General features: G+C 44.6%; 5 protein-coding genes. All 5 read right to left on the bottom strand.

Features of this window, described 5'->3' with window-relative positions:
* Window positions 1–192: 192 nt before the first annotated feature.
* Window positions 193–1,284 (bottom strand): T6SS immunity protein Tli4 family protein, encoded by a 1,092-nt coding sequence (locus tag DW47_RS0113220; RefSeq protein ID WP_029686898.1) that lies wholly within the window; start codon window positions 1,282–1,284, stop codon window positions 193–195.
* A gap of 78 nt (window positions 1,285–1,362) precedes the next feature.
* The gene (locus DW47_RS0113215) at window positions 1,363–2,454 is read right to left on the bottom strand and encodes a T6SS immunity protein Tli4 family protein (protein WP_029686897.1); all 1,092 of its coding nucleotides are present in this window, start codon (window positions 2,452–2,454) and stop codon (window positions 1,363–1,365) included.
* A gap of 78 nt (window positions 2,455–2,532) precedes the next feature.
* Window positions 2,533–3,624, bottom strand: a complete 1,092-nt coding sequence (locus DW47_RS0113210; RefSeq protein ID WP_029686896.1) for a T6SS immunity protein Tli4 family protein — start codon at window positions 3,622–3,624, stop codon at window positions 2,533–2,535.
* Window positions 3,621–5,288, bottom strand: a complete 1,668-nt coding sequence (locus tag DW47_RS0113205) for a lipase family alpha/beta hydrolase (RefSeq protein ID WP_029686895.1) — start codon at window positions 5,286–5,288, stop codon at window positions 3,621–3,623. The genes DW47_RS0113210 and DW47_RS0113205 overlap by 4 nt, the downstream gene beginning before the upstream one ends.
* 104 nt (window positions 5,289–5,392) lie before the next feature.
* Window positions 5,393–5,746: DUF2345 domain-containing protein (locus DW47_RS16490; RefSeq protein ID WP_038027584.1), on the bottom strand; the 354-nt coding region annotated here is incomplete at its 5' end.

Below are 5,746 nucleotides of genomic sequence, written 5' to 3'. Positions count from 1 at the left end.
GTATTTATCACTGGACTGTCCTTCTGCACTGGCGTGGATGCCGCTATAGGGGGAATACAAAGTATCCCGGTAGCCACAAGCGCTAAGGCCATACGTTCGAAAATACATTGCATAGTGAGAACTCCTTTTCTTTACGCCTGACAGGCTCTTCAGAAGAGACGAAGTGCAATCTCAGTCTCCATTTTTCACCCATCATTTGTAGCGCAGGGAATTTACCAGCCGGTCCCAGATTTCAATCATCTGTGCTTCACTGTAACGCGTTTTTTTATACTCACTGGTGAGTCCAATACCAAGTCTTGGCTTATCTGCTGTAGCATCGCGCTCATTGGCTTTAAAATCAAAATCATAAAATGTAGTCTTCTCATCCTGCCCCGTCGCCGGATTTATACTGGTTTTGATACCCCCAAACAACCATGACTCCGCCGGAATACCGTTTGGTGAGAGTGCTACTTTCTTTATGGTGTAATGATTTGAGGTTTTAAGTGCTTCATTAATTTGTGCGCTACGATTAAATAGGGTGTCCTCAGAACCAGGATATTTATTGTTTGTATAGACACCTAAAATAAAGTCGTCATTTTCATAACTAAATGTGATTTTTTCCAAATGTTTTCCGTCATCATCACGGATAAACCCATTCGGTATGCACACGCCTTTAGCAGACGGAATATCCTCATCCTTTCTACCACTCAACCTTGATATCAAAGACTGCAGGGCAGCAAGCTTGGCTGGTTTCTCATTCATTTGAGCCTCGCTAAAACCAGCCTTAATGTATGTTTTTTTTCTTTCCCTATATTTATGACTGGATAAATCAAGAATTTCTGTCGTAATAATAAAAGCTATCGAATTTACTAATACATGTGCCTCTAAAACTCTTCCGAGGTCATCTTCCCCTGAAATATTTCTGTCAAAAATAACGCCTTTACCTTCAGGTAACTCAATTTTTTCTTTTATAAACGGTGCATTTATAGCCTCGTTTTCAGGCTTACTTATCGCATCACGCAGTTCCTGCTCTCTTAATTGCACCCGCTGTTTAAATGCGGGCGGATAGAGCTGTTTACTTTCAATTTTAAAATCATCGATAAAAATCATATCGTGAAGCTGATTGTTAAACGACTCGGGAACGTCAATCACATAGCGCCCGATGCACTGTGGTTTGGTTTGTGCAAATAAAGTATTTATCACTGAACTGTCCTTCTGCACTGGCGTGGATGCCGCTATAGGGGGAATACAAAGTATCCCGGTAGCCACAAGCGCTAAGGCCATACGTTCAAAAATACATTGCATGGTGAGAATTCCTTTTCTGTATGCCTGGCGGGCCCTTCGGAAGAGACGAAGTGTAACGTCAGTCTCCATCTTTACCTGTTATTTATAACGCAGGGAATTTACCAGCCGGTCCCAGATTTCAATCATCTGGGCTTCACTGTAACGCGTTTTTTTATACTCACTGGTGAGTCCAATACCAAGTCTTGGCTTATCTGCTGTAGCATCGCGTTCATTGGCTTTAAAATCAAAATCATAAAATGTAGTCTTCTCATCCTGCCCCGTCGCCGGATTTATACTGGTTTTGATACCCCCAAACAACCATGACTCCGCCGGAATACCGTTTGGTGAGAGTGCTACTTTCTTTATGGTGTACTGATTTGAGGTTTTAAGCGCTTCATTAATTTGTGCGCTACGATTAAACAGGGTGTCCTCAGAACCAGGATATTTATTGTTTGTATAGACACCTAAAATAAAGTCGTCATTTTCATAACTAAATGTGATTTTTTCCAAATGCTTTCCGTCATCATCACGGATAAACCCATTCGGTATGCACACGCCTTTAGAAGACGGAATATCCTCATCTTTCCTGCCGCTTAAACGCGATATCAGAGACTGCATGGCTGCTAGCTTGATAGGCTTAGTGTTAGTTTCCATCTCGGAGAAACCAGCATTGAGATATGTTTTTTTCTCCTCTTTATACTTATCAGCTGATAAGTCTAAAATCTTGGTAGTAATAATGAATGCAATACCATTTACATAAACATGTGCTTCCAGATGTCGGAATGAATCTGCGGACCCTGAATTATTTCGATCAAAAATCACACCTTTATTACCCTGCAGTTGAATAATTTGTTTGATGTAGGGTGCATTTTCTGGTTTATTACTTGGTGTAGTTATTGCACTATTCAGATCTTGCTTTCTTAACTGTACCCGCTGTTTAAATGCAGGTGGATAGAGCTGTTTACTTTCAATTTTAAAATCATCGATAAAAATCATATCGTGAAGCTGATTATTAAATGACTCGGGAACGTCAATCACATAGCGCCCGATGCACTGTGGTTTGGTTTGCGCAAAAAAAGTATTTATCACTGGACTATCCTTCTGCACTGGTATGGATGCCATTACAGGGGTAATACAAAGTATTCCGGTAGCCACAAGCGCTAAGGCCATACGTTCACAAATACACTCCACGGTGAGAACTCCTTTTCTTTACACATAGCGGGCTCTTCGGAAGAGACGAAGTATAATGTCAGGCTCCATCTTTACCTGTTATTTATAACGCAGGGAATTTACCAACCGGTCCCAGATTTCAATCATCTGCACTTCGCTGTAACGCGTTTTTTTATACTCACTGGTGAGTCCAATACCCAGTCTAGGCTTATCTGCTGTAGCATCACGCTCATTGGCTTTAAAATCAAAATCATAAAATGTAATCTTCTCATCCTGCCCCGTCGCCGGATTTCTAATGGTTTTGATACCACCAAACAACCATGACTCCGCCGGAATACCATTCGGCGAGAGAGCAACTTTCTTTATGGTGTACTGATTTGAGCTTTTAAGCGCTTCATTAATTTGTGCGCTACGATTAAACAGGGTGTCCTCAGAACCAGGATATTTATTGTTCGTATAGATACCTAAAATAAAGTCGTCATTTTCATAACTAAAAGTAATTTTTTCCAGATGCTTTCTGCCATCATCCCGGATAAACCCATTCGGTATACACACCCCTTTAGCAGACGGAATATCCTCATCCTTTCTGCCACTTAAACGCGATATCAGGGACTGCAGGGCGGCAAGCTTGGCTGGTTTGGTATTTGTGTCAGCCTCAGTAAACCCTCTGGCTAGATATTTGGTTTTTTTTTCGCGGTGCTTCTTGTCTGAAAAATCACGGATAGTAGTAGTTATCACAAAGGCTACCATGCCTGAATAAACATGTGCCTCCAGTTGCCTATATATATCAGGAGTACCTGACTCATTATGATCAAAAATTGCTCCCTTGCTATCAGAAAGAAGAATAACCTCTTTTAAAAAAGGGGCATCTTTCGGATCGTTTTCAGGCTTACTTATCGCATCACGCAGTTCCTGCTCTCTTAATTGCACCCGCTGTTTAAATGCGGGCGGATAGAGCGGTTTACTTTCAATTTTAAAATCATCGATAAAAATCATATCGTGAAGCTGATTGTTAAACGACTCGGGAACGTCAATCACATAGCGCCCGATGCACTGTGGTTTGGTTTGCGCAAACAAACTATTTATCACTGAGCTTTCCTTCTGCACTGGTGTGGATGCCGTAGCCCGGGCAATTAAAAATATACTTCCCGCCATAATCGATAACGCTGTAAGCTGCCAAATTGTCTTCATGGGTTCGGGATCTCCTGAACCATTTTTACAATGGCCCTGAGGGTAAACTGCAGGGCTGGCCTGTCTTTAATATCCTTCATGCTGCTGACGTCGTAGGCTCCCTGATGGTCCACACCGGTTGCCAGAACACTTTTGATTTCGCTGTTGCGGCATATGGCGCTCAATGATTCCTCCGGCACCGTGCCATCCCCCGGCGTTTTTGACGAGGTTACCACATACATCTGGGAACGATTAAATGGCAGGGGGATTTCCCGATAGTTGTTGGGTAACCTCCTATCACTTTCATGCCTGTTTTTCGGGTAGGTAATGGAGGTTTTCCGCCAAGCTAAAGTGCCGTCGGAGTCGATTTTATGGCCGTAAAAAGCATAAGTATTCGGATGGTAGAGATTATCCAAACCTTCAATAAAAGGCTGTACATTTTTATCAATGAGATCGTTGTACTCAACCCAGTTACTCTGACTAACTGCCTCATCCTTATCGATAATGTCGGACTCATACAGGCGATACCAGAGGGTTTTATTCAGGTATATCTCACCAAAAGGATCCCGAGTCTGCGGCAGTTTAAGATCACTGCCGTCTTCGCCAGCCCCTTCCACGGTCAGCCAAGGCGCCCCGGCAAGGTATTTAGCCGAGGGCAAGAGCTGAAGCGGTGCGGGAGCCCTGGCCAGGACCGGCATCAACTCTTCTGCCGTATTGCCCAGCACGGCACCAGCCATGCCCTCCTGTCTTGCGCCAACCTTCATGCGGCGGTACGCCGCCGGTGAGCCAAGGTCGGGGATCACGCCATGTACTATCCCCAAAATTTTATCTTTTGCGCCGCTGACCTGGGACGCGTAGCGCGCCACCAGCCCGCCCATGGAATGGGTGATGATAATGACTTTTTCCTGCCCAGGAGGAAAAGGCATGCCGTGGCCGCAGTGATTGTTATAGAGCCTTATCGTCCTGTCGATAAAGGCGACCAGCCCTTCCGCCGAGGTTTTATTATCCTGCAGCCAGTTATAGCCATAAACGTGAACTGGGAATAAAAAGTTCTTAAAATGGTTCAGTTCTTCCTGGGTCAGGACAGATTCACCGGTGATTTCGGCATCTTTTCCCCCAGACAGAGATTTGCCGACCAGCTGGCTTAGCACTCCCTTTTTCTCAGGCGCTGATTTGCCGTAGTTAACCAGATCCTGCTGCCAGTCATCCAACAGCGCACCTTGTAAAACACTTAAAAATTTACCGTAGCTGAAGGATAAAACCTCCCCCCAGCCCCGCTCCCGCCGGGTTGCAAATAATTTCCCATCATCGGAAATGGGAGAATAGAGGGTCTGGTTAATATCCCCACGGTTATCCACCTTTGTGGTGTCGGGATTAAGCAACTCTCTTCGTTCACTACCATCTTTACGTGCCCATTTAAGAAATACGACTACCATACTATCGCCACGCCAGATATCATTTTCCTTTCCTTCGTCTGTACCCATCAAATTAGTCCCCATCACCCCTGGCAGGAAGATAACGGGGATCGCTTTGACAGGCGGCTGAAGTAAAACGGCTTTAGCATTCTCTGATTTTTTTTGATTCTGTATGCCGGGCCAGCAGACCTTTCCATTGTCATCCCATTCTGGTTTTATACAGGTCATTGAGAGACTGCTGTTATTACCTGTGGTATTTTCATTGGCCATAAATTCCGTCCTTTTTCCTTTCAGGAAAATACTTTTCAGAAAGACATCCGAGGCAATCAACCTTGTGCTTTCCACGAAGATATGTTCCGAAATAACAGAGCGCCTTATGTTTTCTCCAGCAAAGAGGCGTTGAGAGAATCGACATTTACATTATTCTGCACCGCAGTGTTACCTGAAGCGGAGGTCGCTAAACTTTGCTGTGTGCCATCCCCGCCTGTTAAACCCAGCGTCAAGCCGGCCACCGGTGAGTCATCCGATAACCTTCTGACTTCAGGCGTTATGGCAAAATCCGTATTTTCCCAGCTCTGCATTGCCTGGCTTATACTTTGTCCGCCAAACTTCTGCCACACCGCTGCCCGTTGGATAATCTTGTCCGGGGCCGCACACTCCACCACTCCTTCCGCAATACGGATATAGCCGCCTCCGCTTGTTAGAATGATTTCTTGCTTTGCGCTAAT

This window comes from Tatumella saanichensis (genome assembly GCF_000439375.1).
Lineage (GTDB): Bacteria > Pseudomonadota > Gammaproteobacteria > Enterobacterales > Enterobacteriaceae > Tatumella > Tatumella saanichensis.
Note: the sequence above shows the minus strand (reverse complement) of the source record. Positions and strands in the feature narration are given on the sequence as shown.